This is a genomic window from Bradyrhizobium liaoningense (assembly GCF_018130785.1).
GTDB lineage: Bacteria > Pseudomonadota > Alphaproteobacteria > Rhizobiales > Xanthobacteraceae > Bradyrhizobium > Bradyrhizobium liaoningense_A.
Genome location: NZ_JAFCJT010000007.1, coordinates 192,191 through 215,453, shown reverse-complemented (window position 1 = coordinate 215,453; position 23,263 = coordinate 192,191). Strand labels below are relative to the sequence as shown.

Genomic DNA, 23,263 nt, shown 5'->3' with positions numbered 1-23,263 from the left:
ATGTTCAAGCAAGCCTGGCTCCGTCTGCCGCCATGACGAACCGCAAACGGAAGCCAGAACTTCGGCATCTGCCTATTTCTCCAGGTCCACGACGACCTCATCGATCTTGCCCTCAAATACGAAGGGTTCCTGATAGTCCCTGACGACCGCCGTGCCAGTGTCGCGCCCGATGTCCTGATTCTCCGACAGCGAATATTTGAACGGCGTGGTCTGATCGACCTTGCCCGAACCGACCTTGTTGCCGTCGACGGACAAGGTGATGGTGCCGCTCTTGCCCATCTCCTTGCCGCCTTCGTAACTGAAGGCCATTTTGAGCTCATGCTTGCCGGCGGGTATGGGCTGGTCACTCGCGACCGTGAACGACTTGACGTCGAGGAAGTTGTGCGCCCCGACGAGCTTGCCGCTCTTCATGTAGAAGCCCCAGCCGCCGGTGTTGCCGCCTTGGGTGAAGATCACCCCGTTGGCGCCGTCCTTGATGTCGACCTTGGCCGAGACGCTGAATGACTTGTTCTTCAAGTCGGGTGCCGAGGCCTCGGGCAGTCCACTGAGATCACCGGGATAGACGAACTTCTTGCGATCGCCGGCGAGGTTGGGCTTGCCGGTCAGTTCGGCGCTGAAGCGTTCGGCGCCGCGCCAGTCCAGTGGTAACACCTTGTTGGTGGATGCCTGCGCCCACCAGAGTGCAACCAATTCCTGAAGCTTGTCCGGATTCTTGTTGGCGACGTTGTCCGCCTGACTGAAATCCTTGTCGAGATTATACAGCTCCCATTTTGCCTTGAACGGGTCGAACTCGCCGCGTTCGGCCTGCCAGGGTTCGAACGCGAGGGATGCCGCCCACCAGCCGTCCTTGTACATGGCGCGGTTACCGAACATTTCGAAGTACTGGCTGGTTCGCATCTCCGGAGCCTTGGCATCGCTGAAAGTGCCAAGCATGCTTCGTCCCTGGATCGGCTCCTGCGGCGTGCCGTTCACACTGCGCGGCTCGTCGACACCGGCCGCCGCGAGAATTGTCGGGGCGATGTCGATGATGTGGGTGAACTGTGTCCGGATCGCATGGTGGTCCTTGATCTTCGCCGGCCATTTGATGATCAAGGGATTGCGCGTGCCGCCGAGGTGGCTCGCGACCTGCTTGGTCCACTGGAACGGCGTGTCCATCGCCCAGGCCCATTCGGCCGGGAAATGATTGAAATGCTTCTCGCTGCCGATCTCGTCGATGAGCGGAAGCATCTGCTGATAAGTCATCTGATACGCGTTGAAGAACGCGTTCTCGTTCAGGGTGCCGTCCAGACCACCTTCGGCAGACGAACCGTTGTCGCCGACGATATAGATGATCATCGTGTTGTCGGCGTCAGGCCGTGAGGCAACGTAATCGAGGACCCGGCCCACCTCCTGGTCGACCTGGTAGCCATAGGCGGCAAACGTCTCCATCATGCGCGCGTAGAGCTTCTTCTGGTCGGCATTCAGGCTGTCCCAAGCGGGCAGGCTTTGGGGCCGTGGCGTCAGCTTCGCATCCTGCGGGACGATGCCGAGTTTCTTCTGCCGCTCGAAGGTCTGCTTTCGGTACTCGTCCCAGCCCATGTCGAACTGGCCCTTGAACCTGGCAATCAGCTCCTTGGGCGCTTGGTGCGGACTGTGCGTGGCCGCGGGCGCCAGATACATGAACCATGGCTTGCTCGGTGCGATGGCTTCCGCCTTCCTGAGCCAGTCGATGGATTTGTTGGCGAGGTCCGTGCTGAGATAGTAGTCCGGCTTGCTCGGCGTGCCGACCGGCGTCTGGTTCTCGAAGATGAATGGCCTGTTCTGGTTGGTGTCGCCGGCCATGAAGCCGTAGAAATAGTCGAAGCCGAGCCCGTTGGGCCAATGATCAAATGGACCGATCGTGCTCGTCTCGTAGATCGGCGTGTTATGGTTCTTGCCGATCCACGCCGTGGCGTAGCCGTTCTGCCGCAGCACCTCGGCGACGGTCGCCGTGCTCTTTGGAATGATACCGGTATAGCCGTCATATCCAGTCGCGAGCTCGGTGATGATGCCCGTGCCGGCAACCTGATGATTGCGTCCCGTCAGCAAGGCCGCCCGCGACGGCGAGCAGAGCGCGGTCGTGTGGAAACGGCCGTAGAACAATCCGTCATTGGCGAGCTTCTCCATGTTGGGCGATGGCACGCCGCCGCCGGCGACCGAGAACTGGCCGAATCCTACGTCGTCCAGCAGCACGAGCAGGACATTCGGCGCACCTTGCGGCGCCTGCACGCCCTTCGGAAACGCGGCCGGATCGGAATCCTTGAAAGTCGTGCCGACATTGCCCCTGAACCGAGGTTCCGCATACGGCAGAGCCGTTTGTCCGTTCGAGGACGACGAGACGGCCTGGGCGTAGGCACTTGTTCCGAGCAGCCAGGAGGCCATAAGCGCGCCAAGTACGGTGGAAAGCGGCTTGGTACGATTCATTTTGCAAACTCCGTTGGTCTTCGTTGTTTTCTCGTTCCGCGCGTCCGGCCCGTCATTGCGAAGCCGGTCATCATCGCCGACGACCGCCTCCATGGAAGCCACCGCCACCGCGGCCGCCTCCGTGGAAGCCCCCGGTCCGCCTGCCGCCACCGCCGCGATGAATCGCGGCGCCGCCTCCCCGCATGCCGCCGCCGCGCATCGCTGCCGCGCGGCCGCCACCGCCGACCCGGCCACTGACGCGCGAGTGCGTCACGCTTCGGTGCGAGATCGCGGCGCGATTGCCCGCGCCTGTGCGGGCACGGGTGACGCTCTTGGTGCTGGTGCGGCGAGATACGCTGGCACCGCGATTGCCTGTGCGTTGCGAAACCGCGCTCCTGGCCCGGCCGGCGCCCGCGTTAGAGAATTTGCCACCGCCGGGACCGCCGGTGCGATTGCGCAAGGCTTCGCGCGCGGCCGGCGTGTTGCCGCTGCCGAAGCGCCGCGCCACGCCGCCATCGCGATAGGCCACGCCGCCGCGATGAGCGGGATTGTGGGCCCAATTGTTGGTCCTGATGTTGGTGCGGTTGAAGCTGTTGTAGCGGTTGACGTTGACGTAGACGTTGCGGTTCCACCAGTTGCAGCCGCCCCAGATCGCAGCCCCGACGGCGACGGCGGCGCCAAAGCCGATCACGCCCGCAGCGACGTAGCCCGGCGGAGACCAGTAGAACGGCTGGTAGGCGGGATAATCCCACGCGCCGTAGACGACGCCGGGATCATAGACCGGGACATAATAGGTGTCGGGATCGACCGGTTCGATCGAGATCGCCTGCGACATGCCCGAAGGCGCCGACATCCCGGCCGGCGGTGCGCTCCTGGTGACCTTCTGTTGCGGCGTCGATTTCAGATTGCCGGCCGCGTCGGCGCGCTGGCGCAGCTTCTGCACCGCGCTCATCACGTCCTGCTCCTGCCCGAGAAACGCATCGCCGAGCTGCTGCACCCATTCAAGCTTGTCGTTCATCATCTGGAGCACCTGCGGCACCGACGTCAGCGCCTTGACGCTCGGATCCCAGGATTGCTTCTGCATGGCGTCTTCGAGCGCCTTCCCGGTGATGCTCTTGTTGTCCTGCGCCCAGCGCGCGGCCTCCACGACTTCCAGCGGATAGGTCGACGCCATCAGGATCTGCGACAGCAGCGCATCGGGATAGAGCGCGATCGGTGCAACCAGCTGCTCGATCTGGCCGTCAGGAAGTCTTACCGGAGCTGCTGCCGGCGCCGCGGCCGGGTCCTTCGTCGGCGGCGTGGCCGCAGGCGTTTGGGCGTATGCCGGAAAGGCAATCATCAGTCCGGCGGCCAGCGCCGCGCCAACAAGGCTGACACGATGCAATTTCGGAAGACGTATTTTCATTATGCTTCCTCGCTTTTCTTATGTCCCGTTTTATTGGAAGATGAATATCCGCTTCCAATCGTCCTTCATGCTGACAATGGTCCAGCCATTGGCGCTCGCGGCGTCGAGACCCTTGTCGAGTTTGCCGAAGGGCGACTTCCGGTCGTAGGCGTATTCGCGCTCCGCATCCGTGTGATGCACGATCAGGCCGAAGCGGCGGCCGCGCGCGCTGGTCGTCCATTGCAGCATCTGGAAATCGCCGTCGGAATTGCCAAAGGCCGCGATCGGGCGCCGGCCGATATGCGAATTGATGCCGACAGGCTTGCCGGGACCATCGTCGACGAGATCGATGGTGGGCAGACGGATCAGCACCGGACCATCCTTGCCGACCTTGAACTGGGTCTTGATGCTCGACCCCACGACCTGCTCAGGCGGGATGCCGTAGACGCGCTCGCTCCAGGGCCGCATGAATTCGATGCCGCCGCCCGAGACGATGAAGGTCTTGAAGCCGCTCGCCCTGAGATAGGCGAGCAGCTCCAGCATCGGCTGGTAAACGAGATCCGTGTAGGGCCGGTTGAACTTCGGATGACGCGCCGTCTTGATCCAGTCGCTGGCGATCTGCTCGAACTCGGCCGTGGTCATGCCGGCATGAGTCGCCATGACGAGCTCGACCAGGCCCTTCTCGCCACCCTTGGCCAGTGTGGCGATGTCATTGTCCAGAACAGCCTTGAAAGGCTGCTTCTGCTTCCAGTCCGGATGCCTGGCGGCGAGCACTTTCACCCGGTCCAACGCAAACGCAAGCTGCACATACATCGGCTGCTCGCACCAGAGCGTGCCGTCATTGTCGAATGTCGCGATGCGCTCCGGCGCCGGCACGAATTCCGACGCCCCTTCTTTCGTCACCGCGGAGACGAAATCCAGGATCGACTTCTTCGTCTGGCCGTCATTCCAGGACGGAAGAGGGTCACTCTGGGCCCGTGCAGACCGCCCCGAGACCGACAGCGTCGCAGCAGACACCAGCAGACCTGCCAGGATCTTTCGGCGATCAACGAAGGTTCCCTTCACAGGCGCTTGTCCTCCAGTTCAACCGTTCGCAAGAGTAGAACGGCCCCGCGATCCGGGGCCGTTCTGTCGATTTCAGTTGCCGGTGGGCAGGCCGATATGGAAGCCGTCCTTGGCAAGCTGATCTCTGAAGAACGAGAAGCGTTCGTATTGTTGAATCGTGATCGGTCCCGCGTAGGTCTCGCTCTGAATCTTTCGTGGAGGATATTTCACATAGGTCTTCATCAGACCCTTGATCGAGTCATTGATCGTGACCATGATCCAGGTGCGCTCGGTGTAATTGTTCATGAAGATGTCGTAGCGCTCCTGCGGGTCCTGCCAGAGATCGAAGACCTGGGGAACGGTCGCCACGTAGGACTCCGGTCCCTTCCAGCCGAGATTGCTATCAACCGAGAGACCGCCGGTCTTGACGCCGTCATCGCCGCGCAGATTGAACACCGCCTTGTAATTGCCGACGCGCGCTGCGCCCGGCGTGAGTTCGGACTCCGTGAAATAGAACCAGCTCTTGCGATCGGACTTGCCCGTTCCGAACAGGATCGGGGACATGTCGATGCTGTCGAAGATGATGGGCTTACCCTCGCGGTCGTTCTCCGGCAGCTTCACGCCGGCGAGCTTCGCGAACGTCGCCATGTAGTCGAGGCCGCCGACGATGTCGGAATTCTTGGTACCGCCCTTGATGCCCGGACCCCAAGCGATGGAGGGAACGCGGTTGCCACCTTCGCGGACGGTGCCCTTGGTGCCGCGGAATGGCGTATAGCCGGCGTCGGGATAGACGTCCTGCCAGGCGCCGTTGTCGGTCGTCCAGAACACGTAGGTGTTCTTGTCGAGCCCGAGTGATCGTACCTTGTCCATGATACGGCCGATGCGGGTGTCGTTCTCCACGACCGAGTCGGCGAACTTGCTCTTCGACAGCGATTTGCCCTGGAATTCGGGCGCCGGCATGTTGGGCTGGTGCACCTTCATGAAGTTGATGCTCATGAAGAAGGGGCCCGAGGACTTGTTGCGATCCAGATATTCGAGTGAGGCCTTCTCGACATAGTCGTCGAAGAAGGGGATGCCGACGACACCCTTGTCCGGCGTGTTGACGTATTGCCCGTTGATCTTGAAGTCTTCCTTCGCCTTCTCGCCCGCGTTGCCGGACAACGCGCCTTTGGTGACCTTCGTGAACATCGCCCTGAGTTCGGGGTCCATGTCGGGGAACCAGGTCGGGTCGGCGTAGGTGTAGGCGTTGAGATGATAGAGGCCGGCATACTTCATCTCGTCATAGCCCTGGGCGTTCGGGATCGCGTAATCGTCTTCGCCGAGATGCCATTTACCGGTGAAGAACGTTTTGTAGCCGCCCGTCTTCAGGACCGACGCGAGCGTCCATTCCGCGGCCGGCAACCCGCCGCCCTGCCCCTGGAATGCCACGGTGGTCATGCCGCTGCGGTTTGGAATTCGGCCAGTCTGCACCGCGGCACGCCCGGGCGTGCAGCTCGGCTGCGCGTAGAAGGACATGAACTGCATTCCTTCGGCCGCCAGACGATCGATGCTCGGCGTCGGCATGCCGCGATTTTCGCCACCGCCGTAGGGTCCGGAGTCACCATAACCGAAGTCATCCGACAGGATCAGGATGATATTCGGCTTTGCTCCACCGGCAGAGGATGACGGCTGCGGGGTGGTCGCCTGCGCTTGCGCAGTCTGGAAGGGTGCCATCGCCGAGAAAGCGGCAATGGTGGCCAGCGAGCTGGAAGCTGCGAGCAATTTGCGGCGGCTGAAGTCTTCCGTCTTCTTCTTCTCAGTCATCACTCTCTCCCTGGTCGTGTCACGCAGCGAAACCCGAGGTGGCTGGTCGACGTGTCGATCGGCTCGGCATGGCGCGCGGCCGGTCGATAGCGGCGGCAATAGTTCGGCGCGCAGAGATGCGAGCCGCCTTTGATCACCTTGCGCGGAATCCTGCTCTGCGGCAGCGATGGGTCGTGGCTGTCATGTTCGGAGCCGCCGCGCGGGTTTTGCGGGATGCAGCAGGCCTTTTTGGCGTCGGCCTGATGCTTCGGAGCCCACCAATCGCTGGTCCACTCCCAGACATTTCCGATCATGTCGAAAACGCCGTAACCGTTCGGCGGATAGGTCATCACCGGCGAGGTCCGCTCGTAGCCGTCCTCGCGCCGGTTCTCGAACGGGAAATGGCCTTGCCAAATGTTCGCCTGATGGACGCCCTCCGGAACGAGTTCATCCCCCCAGGCATACTCGGCCTCCTCGAGCCCGCCACGCGCGGCAAATTCCCACTCGGCTTCCGTGGGCAAGTCCTTGCCCGCCCATCGCGCATAGGCGAGCGCATCCGAATAGGCGACGTGGACGACGGGATGATCGTCGAGCGACTTAATGTTGCTCTTGCGGCCATACGGATGCCGCCAGTTTGCGCCCTTGAGCAGCGTCCACCAGTGCCTGTAGTCGCGGAGATCGACGGGATGATCCGGCGGCATGAAAGTGAGCGACCCCGCGTAGATCATGTGCGGCAAGGCATCCGGATAGTCCTTCGGATCCGGAGCGACCTCGGCGAACGTGACGTGGCCGGTGGCGCGCACGAACGCCTTGAACTCGCGATTCGTCACCGGCGTGCGGTCGATCCAGAATCCGTCGACGCTCACCATGTGAGACGGAGCTTCCTCCGGATAGTGTCGATCAGATCCCATCCGAAAGGTGCCGCCGGGAATGAAGATCGCGTTTGGAGGGCTGCCTTCAGTGACGTTTGCGACCGGTGCCTGCGCAATGTTCACGTCGGATGCTCCTTACTCCAAAAGCGCCCGACAGCCGTTCGTCCGACGACGACCGGCGAGCGAGGACGAAATCTAAAGCGCGGCTTGGCTCGGCCTAGTTGGACCTTGGTCCATCATGTTTGGTGCGCACAATGCGAATTGCAGCGCGCGGCGCCTGCCGAGCGCGGTGGGAACTCGCCGCCACGATCAGGTTGGCAAACGACGCAGATCCTGTCCTTGAAGCGCAGCCGCCGAACCGATCCCGATGTTCTTTACGATCGCCCTCGCCTGGAGCATGGTGATGTCAAGCGGCCTCACAAGCTCGCCCGGATAGTACCGCACATTGCCGGCCAGCGGCGTCGGTGCCTGCGGCACGAAGACAACCATCCAGTTGTTGTCCAGCGTTTCCAGCAAATACCCGATCTGCCAACCTCCCTCGGCGCGGACGAGCACTGGCTTGAACTCGTCGCTGGCGCTTTCGGCCTGGGCGAGGCCCTCGGCCATGCTCTTGACCATCTGGTATTGCGGCATGCTGCCGAGAAAGGAATTTTCGAACCACGCGCTGACGTTGGCGCCGACCTTTGTCCGCGCCACGACGCCGGCCAGGAAGGACACCAGCACAAGCAGCACCGCCGCGAGCAATGTCACGATGCCGACCCCCGCGATTTTTCCGACCGCGTCGAAATGCAGGAAATGGGACACGGGCATCGCTGCCTTGACCGCGATCCGCATCGCGTGCCCGAGGATCACTAGCACGAGAGCGACCGGCAGCAGGAACAACGCACCGCCAATGATCGTGGTCTTCAAGAACCGCTTCATTGTCCTTCCCCATCATCCGAAGGCCCAACATGGCGCCGCCACCAATCCGGACGAGCTACCAAGTGATGTTGAGCCGGAACTGGCTTTTGAAATTGTAGACTGGATAGTCCTTGATGATGGGTACGCCGATCTCGAGCGAAGCCGCGACGTTGTCGGACAGCTTCTTTCCGGCGCGTACGTCCAACGGCAGAAACAGGCGGCCGGTCTGCCCGGTGACCGGGTCGCCGAAATTGATCCGGATGTCCTGGCTGGGATAGAAGGTGACGAACCAGCGATCGGGTAAACCGATGTTCAACGCCGGACCGAACTGAAGATTGCTGATGTTCCGGCGCGCCGGATCGCCGGCAACGCTCAAATCGTATCGGAAGATCGGCTCAAAGTAGCTCGACTTGCTGATTTCAGGCAGCGCGACGCGAAAGCCGACGATCGGCATCGTTCGCCATTTGCCTGATCCGAGCGGATCGTCGCCAGTGGGGGCAATGAGACGCGCGCCGAAGCCCACGGCCCAGCGCTTGTCGAGATCGTGAATGACCGCCGCCTGGATATCGGCATCGCCGATGCCGTGGAGGTAATTGCCGTTCGGGTTGCTGGAGTTGATCGTATTCCGCGCGAGGAACGGCAGATCCGTCCGCGTCACCACCGTCCATGTCGGCGTCAGATAGAAGGTATGGTCGTATCGCAAGTTGAGCGTCTGTGTGGTGACATCTCGCGTGCTTCCCGGAGCCGTGCGGTACTCGTGCTGGAATTGAAACAAGTTCGGAGGCGGACGGAAGAAATCCAGCCCGGAAAGATCGTATGCTTCGGATGACTGGGCGGCGGCGGGGAGAGAGCGCAACAAGGCGAATAGGACGAGCAATGCAGCCCAACACTTTCCGTTCGCCGCTCTCCAAGTAACCGGGCCGATGCAATCGAGGACATCGCTCGCGTGCATCAACGAGCCGAGCTTCTCGCTGTGCATCATATGCGCTCCAGCGCTCAACCTCGAACGCAAGTCCCATGCATAGCTCGTCTGGCTGACCACAGAGGTGAAAGCTAGAGTGAAGCCAGGATATGGGCCTAGTTGGACCTTGGTCCATCGGCCCCCCTTTGCGAGCACTTCGCTTCAGAACTTCAACCATCTCGCAGTTGCGGGCGACCGAGTGCCGCATCACCGACGATTTGGTTGCCGTCGAGCAGCCTCGGATTTGAGATACGGCGGCACGGCCGTTCTGCAAAGTGTTCGGCCCGAACGCATCGAATTTGCGTTAGATTTCAATGAATCTTCTCCCGCCAGCTCCAGGGCTGGCACAAAGTGCATAGTCCATTCGAATTGAATGACGCATTGCAGGCCAGGCTAGCTCTTCGAGACAGGGCCACAGATAAGTTCTGCAAGCATTCCAGACCGTTGGAGGGAACATAGATCGACCACAGGTTTTGGCTTACCATCAATGCCCGGAGCCGGATTGGAATTCGTGAAAAGCGTAGATCGATCTGAAGAGGCAAAGGCGGAAGTGAATCTCGGTGGAATCCTCGCCGCCGTTATGCTGATTGCCACCGTGCTTCTTTGGTCCGGCGTACCGTCGTGCGCCGACAACGCACCCCGGCATATTCTCATCTTGAGTGCGTACAACTACACGTTTCCCGCAGCGACCCAGGTCATCGACGGGATCGAAAATCGTCTTCGCGAGAAGAGCGGGAGACGGCTTGAGATCGACGCCGAGTTTCTCGATCTCGTCCGCGTTGAAGACCCTCAGCATGAGGTGCGCACCGCCACCTTCATCCGCGAAAAGTATGCAGCGAGGCCACCCGACATCGTCGTTGTGGTGGGCGGCACCGCACTCCAGTTCATGATGAAGTACCGCGACATCGTCGCCCCCCAGGTGCCTGTCGTGTTTGCCGGAGTTTCGCAAGCAACCTATTCCGGCTTGCGTCCGCCCGCCAACGTCACCGGCGTCTTGATAGGACTGGACCTTGAGAACACGCTTCACCTCGCCGAACTGCTTCAGCCCGCCGCTCGACGGCTCTTTGTAATCGCCAGCAACATCACCCTCGAAGATCGCCGATGGCAGGAAACGGCCCGCCGCGCCATCGAGCAACATGACCGAAAATTTGAAACGACTTATCTCTTCGGGCTCCCCTACGATGTCCTCGTTGGCGAGGTTTCGCGAATCCCCAGCGACGCGATCGTCATCCTCTTGGCCTTCTTCGGCGACGGCACCAACAGAACTCTTACCGGGAGGGAGGTCGCTCGTGAACTTGCCCGCGCGTCCCCCGCCCCACTGTACGGACCGTACAACACCTATCTCGACACCGGGGTCGTTGGTGGATTTTTCGAGACGTTCGAATCGCACGGGGCCGCTGCGGCCGATCTGATACTTGCGATTGGCGCCGGGGAAGATCCAGCCGCGCTCCAGCCGAAAATCAATCCAACCCAGGCCTTCTACGTCGACTCAAAAGCGATGGCGCGATGGGGCCTGAAGCAGAGCAACCTTCCGCCCGGCACCAATGTTTGGTTCAAGCAGCCCAGTCTGTGGGAGGAACATCATTATTTGATTTCGGCGGTAGCGCTGGTCATCGCGTTGCAAACGATCATCGTCGCCGCGCTGCTGGTTCAACGGCGGCGGCGCCGCCAGGCCGAGAGTTCGCTCGAGGAGAGCGAGGACCGAATGACTTTCACGGCCGCATCCGCCAATATCGGATTGTGGCAGTTCGACCGCACCACGGACGAGTTGTGGGCGACCGACCATTGCCGGACGATGTTCGGTCTCGCCAGCGATACTCCTCTCACGCGCGAGAGGTTTGTAGCGGCAGTGCATCCCGACGATCGGCGCATCGCCGTAGGGACATTGCGGGGCGTATTGCGCGGCCAGGCTACCGTGACTGACATCCGCATTGTTCGTCCCGACGGCCAGATCCGCTGGTTCAGGATTCGCGCGCGCGCCCCCCTCGACCGTGGCAGATCGCCGGATCAGCTCAGCGGAATACTCGTCGATATCACCGACCAGAAGGCGGCAGAATCCGAAGCAGACCAGCAACGCCAGGAAATCGCTCATCTGATGCGGGTCTCCACGCTCGGTGAGCTTTCGGGTGCGATTGCCCACGAAGTCAATCAGCCGCTCACCGCAATACTTTCGAATGCCCAGGCGGCGCTTTACATTCTGGAACAGAGTGAGCCGAACCTGGCTGAGGTGCGGGATGCCCTTCAGGATATCGTCAAGGAAGACAGTCGCGCGGGCAACGTCGTTCGACGTTTGCACGGACTTCTCAAGAAAGAACAGACGCGCTCCGAGTTCGTCGACCTCAATGAGATGGTCGATTCAGCCCAGTTGCTGCTCCGCAGCGAATTAATCCGCCGGCGCGTGACGATAGAAACCGACCTGGCAAAGAGCAGACCGACCGCATACGGCGATTCCGTGCAACTGCAGCAAGTCCTTCTCAACCTCGTCATCAACTCGATGGACGCAATGGCTTCTACACCCGTGAGCCAACGGCGCGTCCGAATCTGCACTCGGGATGGACCAGATGGTGCGATCGAACTGTCGGTCAGCGACAGCGGTTGTGGCATCCGTCATGTCGATGGCAAGCAGTTATTCAAGCCGTTCTATACGACCAAGGACCACGGTCTCGGCCTCGGTCTGACGATCTGTTCCAGTATTATCCGGAAGCACGGCGGCACGCTCAATCTACGGGACAACGAGGCGGGCGGCGCAACAGCAAGGATCACGTTGCCCCCTCGCCCGATGCTCATGGCAGCTCAATGACAGATCGTGAGTTCACAGTCTTTCTGGTCGATGACGACGAGAGCGTGCTGAAGGCGATTACCCGGCTCCTGAGGGCGCGAGGGCATCGCGTTCAATCGTTCACCTCGCCGAGCGAATTTCTCTCGAACCATGACCCGTCGATCGCTGGATGTGCCATCCTGGATGTCGCGATGCCTGGCCTCGACGGACTCGCGCTACAGCAAGCGCTTGGCGCAAGCGGATCCTGCCGGCCGGTTATTTTTCTGACTGGCAGAGGCGACATCCCCACCACGGTTCGCGCCATGCGGGCGGGTGCCGTGGATTTTCTCACCAAGCCCGTTAGTGACACTGACTTATTGATGGCCATCGCGCAGGCTGAGCGGAGGGACAGCGAAGCTCGCGCTGCTCAAGCTGGCCTCAGTTCTCTCAACACCAGGCTCGCCTTGCTCACGCCACGCGAGCGCGAAGTCATGCAGCATGTCGTCGCCGGCCGCCTGAACAAGCAGATCGCAAGTGTTCTGGGAACTGCCGAGAAAACCATAAAGGTTCACCGGGGACGGGTCATGGCCAAGCTTGGAGTCCGCTCCGTCGCAGACCTCGTGCGCCTCGCGGAGAGAGCCGGAATCAGCGGCGAGGCATGAGAGCCCGCTGTTGGCCCTTGGGCCAACTCGACAACGCTCCGTTGTAACGCCGATAGTTGTGGCATGGCACAAGCTCCGCGGTGGGTAGCAATCGTCGACGACGATCCATCGGTCCTCAAGGCGCTGTCGCGCTTGCTGAGGACGCGGGCCATTGACACGCAAACATACGAGTCCGCCGCCGAATTCCTCGACTCGCTCCCGGAGAGGACGAAGGACGCCTGGCCCGAATGCTTGATCCTGGACCTGCAAATGCCGGGGATGAACGGCCTCGAACTTCAGCGTCACCTGAACCGCTCGGGAATTCAGATCCCGACCATCGTCATCACCGCGCATTCGGAAGATGACATGCGCGAGCTCTGCATAACGGCGGGCGCCGACGCCTATCTCCTCAAGCCGCTTGAGGATCTGGCTCTGATCGCGGCGATCAATGACATTCGAACGAGGAGCGCGCGGTCGTGACTGTCGTCACCGCGCTCCTTGTTCCTCAATCCCGGCATTTGGCAAATGGAACTTTTGCGTCACCCAATAGCATCACTTCCTGCAAATCGTGATGCGGCTCGACATTGCCACAATGGCAGCAAGCTCTGAGCAGATCGTGAGTCGCATGATTTGCTTCCATAAATTGTAGCAATCTTTACGTGTTTTCTGCGCCAGAATAGCGCGGCCATTCTTTCGATTTGTCGTCGTTGGACGTCGCTTGAAGGGGGTGCGCGGTGGAACGTGTCTTCAGTACCATTCTCGCCTTGTCTTGGCCGGATGATCGCCGGTCTGCGGCTTCAAAACCTGGCGGCTGCTCCCATCTCCGGACTGCTTTGCCGAGATGCACCCGCAAGCGGCATGGTGAGCGAGGCACTTTCAAATTTGGGCTCGCGGTCGCGGCACTCATATGGGCCGAGGCGAATGACACAGCGTTCGCCCAATCCTGCACGGTTGCCGTGGACTCGACGGTAACGCTCACCAGCGGAACCTGCGCTATCGATCCGAATACAACGCTGACCGGCACGCCTGCCGTCCACGCCAGCACGAGCGCGCAGATCACCACGAACAACGTCAACATCAATCCCTTCAACGGCGGAAGCATCGGTGGCCTCGCCGACACCAACGGCACGATCATCTTCAGCACGGGATCCAGCATCAACGGCAATTGGAGTATCGCAGCATCGGCGCAGAGCGGCGGCCAGATCATTTTCGAGTCGGGATCGGCCATCAACCCGGCCTTCGGTGGCGGCGGAACTGCATTGCTGGCCGACGGGACAGGCACGCAGATCCGCGCGACCGGGCTGACAGTTGGCCTCAATAGCTCAGGGAACAACGTTGGGGGCAAGGCGACCAATGGCGCCACCATCAGCTTGCTCAACACGGCCATCAGCTATGCTGCCGGCGGCGGCGGCAACACCGGCCTCTGGGCGACCGGCTCCGGCAGCCAGATCACGGCGGTGAACACGACAATCGCGATGCCTGGCGGCGGCGGCAATGATGTCGGCGTGCGCGCCGACACCGGTGGCACCGCTACGCTGACGGGTGGGACTGTCAGCGTTGAAGGCAATGGCGGCGGCGAGACCGGCCTTTTGGCCCAATCGGCCGGAAGCAGCATCGCGGCAAATGGCGTTGCCGTCACGATTTCGGGCGGCGGCGGAGATGTCGGTGCCAAGGCGCTGGACGGCGCGGCGATTACGCTCCGTGGCGGCAGCGTTGCCGCGATCGGGAGCAACGCCGAGATCGGCGTGCAGGCGACCGGGATCGGCAGTTCGATCTCGGCCGAGGAGACCGCGATCAGCACTGTCGGCGACAATTCCACGGGTGTGCAGGCGGATAACGGAGGCAGCGTTGCGCTCAGGAACCTGACCGTGAAGACAGCCGGGGCGTCGGCGGTCGGCTTGCTGGCGACCGGCGCGGGCTCTTCGATCAATGCTCTCGGCGTGGACGTCACCACGTCGGGATCGGGCGCACACGCCGCTATGGTCACGGGTGGCAGCACATTGTCCGTTACAGGGAACCTGACGGCTAATGGCGCCGGCGCAAACGCTCTAAACATCAACGGTGGAGATGCGACCGTTGGTGCGATCATGACGAGCCCGAACGGTGCCTCGATCGCGGCTCCAGGCGGCACGAGCAATGTGAGCCTGACCGGCTCTGCAGCCGTCGTGAATAATGGACAATGGCTGAACGTCAGCGGCGGTGCCTCGCTCAACCTTACTGCGGAGGCGTCCTTCCTACGGGGCGTCGCTCTTACCGCGGCCGGCAGCACCTCCAACGTGTCGCTCAGCGACGGTTCGCTCTGGACCATGACCGGAAATTCGAACGTCACCAATCTGAGCAACACCTCCAGTGACATCGAATTCACGCCGCCGACCGGGGATCCGACGCTGCTGTCAAGCTACAAGACATTGACGGCCGTCAACTATGTCGGCCAGAGCAGCACGATCGGTCTCAACACGTTTCTCGGCAGCGACAGTTCACCATCCGACCGGCTCGTCATCGACGGTGGCACGGCCTCCGGCAACACCTTCCTCAAGATATCCAACACGACCGGTGCCGGCGCCTTGACGACGGGCAACGGGATCCTTGTCGTCGACGCAATCAATGGAGCAACCACGACGGCGGACGCCTTCAGCCTGTCCCGGCCGGTCCTCGCGGGACCCTACCGTTACTCGCTATACCGATCGAGCGTGGACGCCAGCGATCCGCAGTCCTGGTATCTGCGCTCCAACCTCGTCTGTGCCGCCCATCCTGATCTGCGCATTTGCGGCGGAGGTGGTGGCGGAGGTGGCGGCGGCGGAGGTGGCGGCGGAGGTGGTGGTGGTGGTGGTGGCGGCGGCGGCGGCGGCGGCAATATCCCCGACTACCGGGACGAAACGTCGTACTATGCCGCGATCCCGGCGATGACACTGTTGTATGGACGCAACCTGCTCGACTCCCTCCACGAACGGGTTGGCGAGGAGGACGGCGAACGCACGCGCGCCAATCCCGGGAACACCAGGGTCGGCTGGGCTCGCATCATCGGCGTCAATGGCGTTCAGCAGGGCGACAGCCTCGGAGTGCTGGGCGGCGACGCCGGTCCCCATTTCTCCTATAATTTTCAGGCCCTCCAGGGCGGCATGGATGCCTATCGGCAAGATCATCCCGACGGCTCGCGCGACCTGGCCGGCGCCTACTTTGCAATCGGCGGCGCCCAGGGGCGGGTCGCACACTACGATGGTGCTATGGGCGACAGCAACTTTGCCGCCTACACGCTCGGCGGTTACTGGACGCATTTCGGACCCGCCGGCTGGTACGTCGACTCGGTGCTGCAAGGCACGTTCTACGACATTCGCAGCGTGGGCAACTCCGGGATTCCCGCGCTCAAGACCGGCGCACAGGGCGGCGCCGCGTCGGTCGAGGGCGGCTATCCTTTCAAGTTCGCCGGCGGATATTTCATCGAGCCGCAGGCGCAGCTGGTCTATCAGAACGTCCACGTCAACGACGCCCACGACATCGCTGCGCAACTCCGATTCACGGATGTGAGCTCGCTGGCCGCTCGTGTCGGCGCCCGGTTCGGTCGGACCTGGGCGATCGATGACAACTCGCGTACGATCACCGCCTGGATCCGACCCAATCTCTGGAATGAATTCCTCGGCAATCCGACGACGTGGTTCTCGTCCGAGACCGGTTTCATTCCGTTTCACGCCAGTCTCAACGGCTTGTGGGGCGAGATCAATGCTGGCGTCAGCGGCCAGTTGACCTCCACCACAACGCTTTATGCCAATGCCTCCTACCAGAGCCGGTTTGACGGCGGTGGCTTTGCCTACACCGGAAAGGCGGGGCTACGGGTCAATTGGTGAAACGCGATGTAGGGCAACCATCCTCGATGCGGTGTGGCGCCTATTGGACCTAGGTCCAATGTTGCTCTCGCAAGCTCGTATGGGATGCTGTTCAGCGACGAAGGACTTCAATCTTCGGATCAATCTCGTCGGGCGTGCTCAGTCGTTGCGGATCAACCGCGCGATCGGAGCGCCGGATGTTTCGCTGCAGTCACCAACCGCGGCGGCTAGCAATCTTTCATCAAGGGAGAGCTGTGCTGACCGAGCAAGGAAGTTCAAAAAAAGTCTCAGCCGCCCGTGACGCCATCGTCGAGCTCAAGTCGCGGATCGGAAAGTCCGTGCTCGGTCAGGATCATCTGGTCGAGAGCATGCTGATTGCGCTGATTGCCAACGGAAACCTCCTGATCGAAAGCCTTCCGGGCCTCGCCAAGACACGCGCGGTCAAGACAATGGCCAAACATCTGGCAGCGGATTTGTCGCGTGTGCAGTTTACGCCGGACCTGTTGCCGTCGGATGTGACCGGCGCAGAGATATACGTTCAGACCGCGAACGGCGGCCAGTTTCAGTTTCAGAAAGGGCCGATCTTCGCGAATCTCGTGCTTGCCGACGAGATCAACCGCGCACCGGCCAAGGTGCAATCCGCCCTGCTCGAGGCGATGGAAGAACGTCAGGTCACGGCCGCGGGCAAGACCTACAAGATGCCTGACCTCTTCATGGTGCTCGCGACCGAGAACCCGATCGAGCAGGAAGGGACCTATCAGCTTCCCGAGGCGCAGCTCGACCGCTTCCTGATGCATGTCGTCATCACTTATCCCGACGAAGCGGTCGAGGGAGAGATCATCAAGCTCAACCGCGCCGAAAGCGCGCAGAAGCCGAAGGATCGTGCCGCGGAGCCGGAGCCCATCCCGCAACAGGCGATCCTTGATGCGCGCGCAGAAATCGACGGCATCTTCGTATCCGACCTCGCCCAGAAATACATGGTTGACGTGATCACTGCGACCCGCTTCCCGGACCGCTACGGTGAACCGTTGAACAAGTGGATCCAGGTCGGCGCCAGCCCGCGCGGCAGCCTGGCGCTCGACCGCTGCGCGCGGGCGCGCGCCTGGCTGGACGAATACGAGTTCGTGACACCTGATCATATACGCGGGGTCATGCACGATTGTCTGCGGCACCGGCTGATCCTGAGCTACGAGGCCGTGTCCCAGGGCATTACCGCCGATCAGGTGATCGACAAGATAGCGGCCCTCGTCGTATCCGCGTGAGGCAGGGCATGGCGGACATCACCCACAGCGTGCCCGGCGTCTATGTCGATCTCGAAGATCTGACAGCGCTCGAATATCGCGACCGCAAGGTGTCGTTCCTGCCGCGCCAGCCGGTGCACAGCCTGCTGTCCGGACGGTTCGCCTCGCGGATGCGCGGGCGCGGACTCAATTTCGAGGAAATCAGGGATTATCGCGCCGGTGACGACGTGCGGTCGATCGATTGGAAGGTCACCGCACGGCTGCGCAAGCCGCATGTTCGCGTCTTCAATGAGGAGCGAGATCGGCAGACGATCCTGATCGTCGACCAGCGCCTGTCGATGTTCTTTGGCAGCAGGCTTGCGATGAAGTCGGTGGCGGCGGCACAGGCTGCCGCCATTGGCGCCTGGCGCGTCCTCGGGGTCGGCGACCGCATCGGCGGCATCGTCTTCAACGACCGTGACATTGTCGAAGTGACGCCACGGCGCAGCCGGGCAACCGTCCTTCAAATTCTCTCCGCGATCGTCGCACAGAACCAGGCCCTCGGTGTCGGGCGCGATATCGTTTCTGCACCGGAAATGCTCAACACGGCACTGGCGCATGCCGAACGGCGCGCGCTCCACGATGCCGTCGTCGTCATCGTCAGCGACTTCGACGGCGCCAACGATGCGACGCGCAGGATGGTTGGCGCGATGAGCCGGCACAACGACGTCGTCGCCGGACTCGTGCATGACCCCCTGCAAAGCGACCTTCCTCCGTCCGCCAGCATGACTGTGACGGATGGTGAACTCCAGATCAGGCTGGAGGTGGGGCGCGACAGCGTGCGCAAGAGCATCTTGCGGGCAACCGAAGAGCGGTTGAGAGACGTTTTCGTCTGGACCACAGAGCTCGGCATTCCTGTGCTGCCGCTCAGCGCTGCGGAGGACATCGCAATGCAGCTGCGTCGCCTCCTGGGCGGCATGCCCCAGCGCCATGGGCGTGGCAGCGGACATAACGGGACGGAGGCCTCGCTTGGCTGAAGTCCAACCCGTCAACACCGATCCTGTCGCCGGACTGATCGACATCCCCCTGCCCCGCGAGGTCAGCCTGTGGCCACAGACCTGGGAGGCGAGGATTGCGACCATCCTTGTCCTGGTATCGGTGATCGCCCTGATCTGGCGCGTCGTCCATGTCCGGCGCGTCAATCGGTATCGCCGCGCGGCCCTTGCCGAACTGGAAACGATCAGAGGCGCGAGTTCGACGGCTCCGTCGGATCTGCCGGCACGATTGGCCCTGCTCGTCAGGCGAACAGCGCTCGCGGCTTTTCCGCGGGCACAAGTCGCCCCTCTGGTCGGTCCGGCGTGGCTCACCTTCCTCGATGATTCCTATGGAGGGCACGAATTTTCCGAGGGCGTCGGCCGACTGCTCGTCAACGGGCCTTATCGGAACGATCCGCCTGGGGAAGCCGAACTGACATCGCTCGCCGCGTTGGTCCGTCAATGGATCGAGGTGCACCGTGCTTGAGTTCGCCTGGCCATGGGTTCTGCTGGCGCTGCCGCTGCCCATTCTGGTGTGGTGGTGGCTGCCGCCTTACCGCGCGCGCCAGGCTTCGGTCCACGTGCCATTCTTCGACCGGCTTGCGGCAGCGACCGGCGAGACGCCGCAGCGCGGCGCCGTCATCATGGAACGTCGCGCCATTCAGGTGATCGTGGCGATTGCAATCTGGGCACTGCTGGTCTCGGCGCTGGCACGGCCGCAATGGGTCGGCGATGCCGTGACCCACGAGGTGTCCGCGCGTGACCTGATCCTTGCCATCGACATCTCGGGATCGATGGACCAGCACGATTTCAGGGCGCCCGATGGCGATATGCTGACACGGCTTGACGGCGTCAAACGCGTCATCAGTGACTTCATCGCGCGCCGCAAGGGTGATCGCGTCGCGCTCATTCTGTTCGGCACGAGGGCCTATGTGCAGGTGCCGTTCACGCAGGATTTGCAGACCGCGCAGCAGCTGCTCGGCCAGACCGAGGTCGGCATGGCCGGCCAGCAGACCGCCATTGGCGACACGATCGGGCTTGCCATCAAGAGCTTCGCGGGGAGCACGGCGAAGGAGAAGCTCCTGATCCTGCTCACCGACGGCAATGACACCGCGAGCCGCGTGCCGCCGGTACATGCCGCCGACATCGCCCGACAGAACGGCGTCGTGGTCTACGCGATCGGTGTCGGGGACCCCACGGCCTCCGGCGAGAACCGCGTCGATCTCGGTGTGCTGAAAGACGTTGCGACCACGACAGGAGGACACTTCTTCCGCGCCGAAGACGGTGCCCAGTTGCAGGCGATCTATGCCGACATCGATCGGCTTTCGCCGGCGAAGCTTCAGACCTTGTCATGGCGGCCGAAGCTGCCGCTGTTTCAATGGCCGCTGGGCGCGGCCGTGATCCTCGGCCTCGCCTTGTGGCTTGCGCTGCTGGCCGCCAGCGAATGGCGCCGGGGAAAGGCGGTCGGTCATGCATGATGCCGCCGCCATCCCCTTCCACCTGCTGCGCCCGTGGTGGCTGCTCGGACTGGTCCCTGTCGTCGCGATCTTCGCCTTGCTGCTCTGGCGACAGAATGTGCGGGCACAATGGGGCGCCGTGATTGCCCCGCACCTGCTGGATCATCTGATCGTGCAGCCCGGGCGGGGGCGTAGCGTCAACCCGCTCTATCTCGTCGCGACCGGCCTGATGCTCGGCATCGTCGGCATGTCGGGGCCCACATGGCGGCGCGAATTGCCGCCCTTCGTCGAAGACAAGGCGCCGCTGATGATCGTCCTGGCGGTCGGCGCGTCGATGAGCGGGACCGATGTCGCTCCGTCTCGGCTCGAGCGCGCCAAGCAGAAGATCGGCGATCTCCTCGCGGCCCGCGCCGGCGCCCGCACCGGACTGATCGCCTATGCCGGCACCGCCCATCTCGTCATGCCGCTCACCGACGACCGCGCCGTGATCGAGCCCTTCCTGACGGCGCTCGCGCCGGGATTGATGCCGGCGGACGGCAACAACGTCGCCGCTGCGATCGCGCTCGCGACAGCGTCGCTGGCGACCGAGCCGGTTGCAGGCACCATCCTGCTGGTCGCTGACGATCTTGGCTCCGCCGATCCCGCGGCGCTCCGGAAGGCCGCCGGGCGGAATAATCTGGTGATGCTCGCCGTGAGCCCGCAGACATCCGCCACGTCGCTCGGTGCTGACACCGTCGAGGTCAGCATCGACGGATCGGACATCGTGCGGCTGGAGCGGCGGATCGAGAGCCGGTTCCAGGCAGCCGAGAGCGATGCGTTCGGGACACGATGGCAGGACGAGGGTTTCTGGCTGCTGCCGCCGATGGCACTGCTCAGCCTGCTCTGGTTCCGGCGCGGCATGACGGTGGCGTGGGCAATCGCCCTCGTTCTTGCGCTGCAGGCAGGACAGGCGAGAGCGGAGGATACGTCCCGCTTTGCAAATCTGTGGCTGACACCGGACCAGCAAGGACGGCTGGCTTTCGATCGCGGCGACTACAAGAGTGCCGCAACGCTGTTCGCCGATCCGATGTGGCGCGGCATCGCGGCCTATCGCGCCTACGACTTCATCGCCGCTGCCGAAGCGTTTTCACGTGTCGATACGATCGAAGGCAAGTTCGCGCTCGGCAACGCCCAGGCTCAGAACCACGCCTTCGAGAAGGCGATCGGCCTCTATGACGAGGTGCTGAAGGCCGAGCCCGGCAACGTCGCGGCCAGGACCAACCGCGCGATCGTGCAGGCCGCGCTCGACGCACGAGAGGCGAAGCGCCGCAAGCAGGAACAGAGCGACGCCCCGCCGCCCGACCTGAAGCCTGACGAGATGAAGGTCGATCCCAAGCAGAAGGGCGGCAAGACCATCAAGGTCTCGCCGCAGGACATCACCACCGCCGGGGCTGCGGAAGCCTGGATGCGGCAGGTGCAGACCACCCCTGCCGACTTTCTCAAGCTGAAATTCGCGATTCAGGCCGCCGCGCCGTCGGCAGGAGCGAAGCAATGAGGCCGCTGCTCACCGCGATTGCGCTGCTCGCCGCGGCCTTGCTGCCAGCGCGGGGCGTGGGGGCGCAGGACAGCCCGCCCGCGCCGGTCGTGCAGGTGGGCATCGATCCGCCGCGCGTCGTCGTCGGGCAGCAGGCGACGCTGCATGTCACCGTGCTGGCTCCGAACTACATGACCGCTCCGCCCGAGGTCCCGAGCTTCCAGCTACGCAACGTCGTGACCCGGCAGCTGCAGAGCGTCAACATCAACGATAGCCGGGACGGCGTGGCTTACGCAGGCGTGCGCCTGGAGTTCGCCATCTATCCGATGGAAGCCGGCAGTTACGCCATCTCCGATCAAAAGGTTCACGTCAAATATGCCGCCGAACCGCCGGCCACACGCGAGGTTGACGTCGCCCTGCCGGGCGTGTCCTTCGAAGCGTTCGTGCCGGAACCGGCGTCGGGACTGGAGCCGTTCGTCGCGGCCAGTCATCTCGTTGCCGAGCAATCGATCAAGCGATCGTCGGATCAGCTCAAGGCAGGCGATGCCGTCACGCGGACCGTCACGATCCGCGCCGAGGGTACGCCGGCGATGCTGCTGCCGACACAGCGGTTCGCGGCGGTGAAAGGCCTCGCCCTTTACCCGACGCAGCCGACGCTCAGCGACAAGACGGAGGGGCGAACCGATGTCCTCACCGCCACCCGCGTCGACGCCGCCACCTACATGCTGGAACAGCCCGGCGAGTACGAATTGCCTGCGATCGACATCGGCTGGTGGAATGCCGGCAGCAATCAAGTCGAGGCGATCCATCTCGATGCGGTGCCGCTGAAGGTCGCGGTCAATCCGGCGGCCGAAGGCGGAGCGGGCATCGACCGCACGCGCCGGGACTGGACCTGGAGCGGGATCATCGACATGGTCGCGGACCATTGGTTGTTCCTACTGCTTGCTGTTCCGGTCATCGCGGGATTTGCCTGGGCCGCGCCCGCGGCCGTTCGGCGTACCGCCCGGGCCTATCGCCGCCGCCGGCAGGCCTATCTGCAATCCGAGGCCTTTGCGTTCCGCCGGTTTCGCCGCGCGGCGCTCCGGCACGATGCGCGGGCAGCGTATTTTTCGCTGCTCGACTGGCTCGCGCATGTTGGCGGAGCCGCATCCAAGAATTCACTGGAGAGGTTCAAGGCGGCCGCGGGCGATACCGACCTCGGCCGCGAGATCGGAGCCGTCGAGAACAAATTGTTCGCTCGCTCACATGAGCACGACCGTTGGTCGCCGCGCCGGCTCGTGCGTCACGTCAGCATCGCCCGTCGCGGGTTGCGGCAGCATGCGCGATCTCACGAGGCGTCGCCCCTGCCGCGACAGCTGAATCCGACCGGAGCGACGATCGCGCCAGCCCATGCGGGCCGAAAGCCCGCGAGATGAGAAGGAGCACATCGAAGCCGACATCAACAAATTTCGGACT

17 protein-coding genes are annotated in these 23,263 nt (G+C 62.7%); 10 read left to right on the top strand and 7 right to left on the bottom strand.

Annotated features, from left to right (window positions below; all coding sequences use genetic code 11):
- Positions 1–72: 72 nt before the first annotated feature.
- The 7 genes from JQ627_RS18345 to JQ627_RS18315 all read right to left on the bottom strand — a co-directional run bounded on the left by JQ627_RS18345 (position 73) and on the right by JQ627_RS18315 (position 9,355).
- Positions 73–2,442, bottom strand: coding sequence for an arylsulfatase (locus JQ627_RS18345; RefSeq protein ID WP_212485547.1), 2,370 nt, complete (start codon positions 2,440–2,442; stop codon positions 73–75).
- 70 nt (positions 2,443–2,512) lie between these two features.
- Positions 2,513–3,826, bottom strand: a complete 1,314-nt coding sequence (locus tag JQ627_RS18340) for a DUF3300 domain-containing protein (protein WP_249143159.1) — start codon at positions 3,824–3,826, stop codon at positions 2,513–2,515.
- Positions 3,827–3,856: 30 nt separating this feature from the next.
- On the bottom strand, positions 3,857–4,870 hold the full coding sequence (locus JQ627_RS18335; RefSeq protein WP_212485546.1) for an HAD family phosphatase: 1,014 nt from the start codon (positions 4,868–4,870) through the stop codon (positions 3,857–3,859).
- A 72-nt stretch (positions 4,871–4,942) separates the two neighbouring features.
- On the bottom strand, positions 4,943–6,652 hold the full coding sequence (locus JQ627_RS18330; protein ID WP_212485545.1) for an arylsulfatase: 1,710 nt from the start codon (positions 6,650–6,652) through the stop codon (positions 4,943–4,945).
- Positions 6,652–7,626 carry a formylglycine-generating enzyme family protein gene (locus JQ627_RS18325; protein WP_212485544.1) on the bottom strand — a complete coding sequence of 325 codons (975 nt, stop codon included), beginning with the start codon at positions 7,624–7,626 and terminating at the stop codon, positions 6,652–6,654. Before JQ627_RS18325 ends, JQ627_RS18330 begins: the two co-directional genes overlap by 1 nt.
- Positions 7,627–7,812: 186 nt before the next feature.
- On the bottom strand, positions 7,813–8,424 hold the full coding sequence (locus JQ627_RS18320; protein WP_212485543.1) for a DUF502 domain-containing protein: 612 nt from the start codon (positions 8,422–8,424) through the stop codon (positions 7,813–7,815).
- A gap of 55 nt (positions 8,425–8,479) precedes the next feature.
- Entirely contained in the window at positions 8,480–9,355 is an 876-nt protein-coding gene (locus tag JQ627_RS18315; RefSeq protein ID WP_249143176.1) for a transporter, read from the bottom strand.
- Positions 9,356–9,875: 520 nt separating this feature from the next.
- On the opposite strand from JQ627_RS18315, the gene JQ627_RS18310 reads away from it, so the two are divergent.
- The 10 genes from JQ627_RS18310 to JQ627_RS18265 all read left to right on the top strand — a co-directional run bounded on the left by JQ627_RS18310 (position 9,876) and on the right by JQ627_RS18265 (position 23,223).
- A complete protein-coding gene (locus JQ627_RS18310; protein ID WP_312015780.1) occupies positions 9,876–12,164 on the top strand; it encodes an ATP-binding protein in 2,289 nt (762 codons plus the stop codon).
- Positions 12,161–12,784, top strand: a complete 624-nt coding sequence (locus JQ627_RS18305; protein ID WP_212485540.1) for a response regulator transcription factor — start codon at positions 12,161–12,163, stop codon at positions 12,782–12,784. Before JQ627_RS18310 ends, JQ627_RS18305 begins: the two co-directional genes overlap by 4 nt.
- A 63-nt stretch (positions 12,785–12,847) precedes the next feature.
- Positions 12,848–13,243, top strand: coding sequence for a response regulator transcription factor (locus JQ627_RS18300; RefSeq protein ID WP_212485539.1), 396 nt, complete (start codon positions 12,848–12,850; stop codon positions 13,241–13,243).
- A 476-nt stretch (positions 13,244–13,719) separates the two neighbouring features.
- Positions 13,720–16,605: an autotransporter outer membrane beta-barrel domain-containing protein gene (locus JQ627_RS39640; protein ID WP_212485538.1), complete on the top strand. Its 2,886-nt coding sequence runs from the start codon at positions 13,720–13,722 to the stop codon at positions 16,603–16,605.
- A 233-nt stretch (positions 16,606–16,838) separates the two neighbouring features.
- Positions 16,839–17,846, top strand: coding sequence for an AAA family ATPase (locus JQ627_RS18290; RefSeq protein ID WP_312015778.1), 1,008 nt, complete (start codon positions 16,839–16,841; stop codon positions 17,844–17,846).
- An 8-nt stretch (positions 17,847–17,854) separates the two neighbouring features.
- Positions 17,855–18,841 carry a DUF58 domain-containing protein gene (locus JQ627_RS18285; RefSeq protein ID WP_212485536.1) on the top strand — a complete coding sequence of 329 codons (987 nt, stop codon included), beginning with the start codon at positions 17,855–17,857 and terminating at the stop codon, positions 18,839–18,841.
- Positions 18,834–19,325, top strand: a complete 492-nt coding sequence (locus JQ627_RS18280; protein ID WP_212485535.1) for a DUF4381 domain-containing protein — start codon at positions 18,834–18,836, stop codon at positions 19,323–19,325. The genes JQ627_RS18285 and JQ627_RS18280 overlap by 8 nt, the downstream gene beginning before the upstream one ends.
- Complete coding sequence (locus tag JQ627_RS18275; RefSeq protein WP_212485534.1) at positions 19,318–20,316, top strand: VWA domain-containing protein; 999 nt, start codon at positions 19,318–19,320, stop codon at positions 20,314–20,316. Before JQ627_RS18280 ends, JQ627_RS18275 begins: the two co-directional genes overlap by 8 nt.
- Positions 20,309–21,829, top strand: a complete 1,521-nt coding sequence (locus tag JQ627_RS18270; protein ID WP_212485533.1) for a VWA domain-containing protein — start codon at positions 20,309–20,311, stop codon at positions 21,827–21,829. The genes JQ627_RS18275 and JQ627_RS18270 overlap by 8 nt, the downstream gene beginning before the upstream one ends.
- Positions 21,826–23,223, top strand: a complete 1,398-nt coding sequence (locus tag JQ627_RS18265) for a BatD family protein (RefSeq protein ID WP_212485532.1) — start codon at positions 21,826–21,828, stop codon at positions 23,221–23,223. Before JQ627_RS18270 ends, JQ627_RS18265 begins: the two co-directional genes overlap by 4 nt.
- Positions 23,224–23,263: the final 40 nt, after the last annotated feature.